This window comes from Vibrio sp. R-1, assembly GCF_035615595.1.
Taxonomy (GTDB): Bacteria; Pseudomonadota; Gammaproteobacteria; order Enterobacterales; family Vibrionaceae; genus Vibrio; species Vibrio cholerae.
This window is the reverse complement of the sequence record NZ_WPDC01000171.1, coordinates 1-1,884: the sequence shown is the minus strand read 5'-3', so window position 1 is coordinate 1,884 and position 1,884 is coordinate 1. Positions and strand designations below refer to the sequence as shown.

Genomic DNA, 1,884 nt, shown 5'->3' with positions numbered 1-1,884 from the left:
TTAGTGTTAGTGCGTTGTCAGCCCCTTAGGCGGGCGTTAGCCATCAAGGATAAAAAATGAACAATAAGAATAGCAGTTTAAAAATGGGATTATTAGATAATGGAGCCCATTCATTGAAGCGAGGCTATGAAGTTTGGAATGAATGGAAAAAGAATGAGGACGGTTGGCTGTTAAAAGAATCCATAATCTGGGTTCATCATGGAATAGAATTGTTGCTTAAACAATTATTGGTACAAAACAACGAGTTTTTAGTTTTTCAAGACGTGAATAAAGCGGTTGAAAGGTTGGGTATACTTCGCAATAAGCCGGGAATGGACAATGCGGGAGTACTCGACTTGTTTGATCATGATGATAAAGTCATGTCTGTTGGCTTTAAAAATCTTATCGAACGTGTTGCCATCACTCTTACGATAGATGAGCTTAGCGCAAAGTCTGATCTTCGTGATCAGATTGATCAGCTAACAAAATTTAGAAATAAAATTGTACACTTTTCAATTGAATTAGATGTAGTTGAAGTATCGGAATTGATATCCGATATCTTAGACCCACTGTTATGTATGCTATCAAGAGAGGTTAGCTGCGATCATTTTAAGAAGGTAACTATCCTAGAAATACGAAAAGTTGCTCAGCCTGTTCAAGAATATCTAAAACATATACGCTCAGAAATCGTATCAAATGCATTAGCAGCGACAGAAAAAGCACTATGTACAGATAAGAAAGCTGGGATTGTTCATCAAGTTCTTGGCAGTGGATTAAGTGTTACACTAGTGTCATATCTTGAAAAAGTAAAAAATCTAGATTCTTTTCGAACAAAACCAATATTTATTATTACTGACCGCGTTGCTATTGCAGACCAAGTTTACCACCTAATTTCTAATAGCCTAAACGTGCTCTTATACAAAAGTGAATATGCAGAAAGGCTAAGTGATGAATTAAATAATAAAAGTGCACATATCGTAATCGCTACAGAGCAAAAGCTGATGAGAGAAGGTTTTCTGTTTAATGATGATTGCTTACTGGTAGGGTTTAATACGCACTCTATTAAAAACAGGTTAGAAGAGTGCTTTCCACAATCTACGCGTATTTTATTTACTAGTACTCCAATCATCAAAGATCAGGAGTTTTTTGGAGAACTAGTTCAAGGGTATGACCTATTGCATGCAATACAAGATGAAGTATTGAAACCTATTCATATTTTGAGAGAAACTCCTGTACTAACAGATATTGAGCATATCTCTGATGAGGCTTACTTTCTTGGTTCAAATTTTCATTTTGCTAGATGTAATCACTTGGCTGAAAGAATTGTTGAGCATTTTGAATCAAAGGCCAATCAAAAAGCACTAATCGTAGTAGACACTATTGATCACGCATGTCATATCCTTGATCAGGTTTTAAGCCTTAGACCAAAATGGGGGGCTGATGGATATGAGCGTATTCAGAAAGTATCATATATGGAAAACACAGATGTGGCACGAAATAGGCTCAAGTTATTTTTGGATGCAAATAGCTCTCTATCAATGCTCGTAGGAACAGGTAGCTATTTTACAGGCTTCGATAGTAGTCTAGTTTCTTCGGTGTATGTAACCTGCCCAATTTCACTTCAGCTTAGATATCGTTTAGCTAACTTGGTTAGTCGTAGTAATGCATTTGAGCAACGTGGAGAGATAGTAGACTTTGTTGGACTTGACTGGACTCTGTAGATGGCTAACAAAGCATTTAAGAGTGATTCGCAACGCTTGGCAGTTTCGCTTCGCTCAAGTATAGCCAAGCGCTACTCACACCTTAATGCGGCGTTATGCTTAATCACCCAAAATCAGTGGTTTATGATTGTTCTTTATTCCCTTGGCTTGTGAGTTTCGTGCTCGTCGGCAAATTGGCTTCAGC

At 37.5% G+C, this 1,884-nt stretch carries 1 protein-coding gene; it reads left to right on the top strand.

Features of this window, described 5'->3' with window-relative positions:
• Positions 1-56: 56 nt before the first annotated feature.
• On the top strand, positions 57-1,700 hold the full coding sequence (locus GOU96_RS17325; protein WP_005526926.1) for a hypothetical protein: 1,644 nt from the start codon (positions 57-59) through the stop codon (positions 1,698-1,700).
• Positions 1,701-1,884: the final 184 nt, after the last annotated feature.

Bases quoted from the DNA above. Each gene is read 5' to 3' on its own strand.
- GOU96_RS17325 (WP_005526926.1), top strand. From the start codon at position 57: ATGAACAATAAGAATAGCAGTTTAAAAATGGGATTATTAGATAATGGA.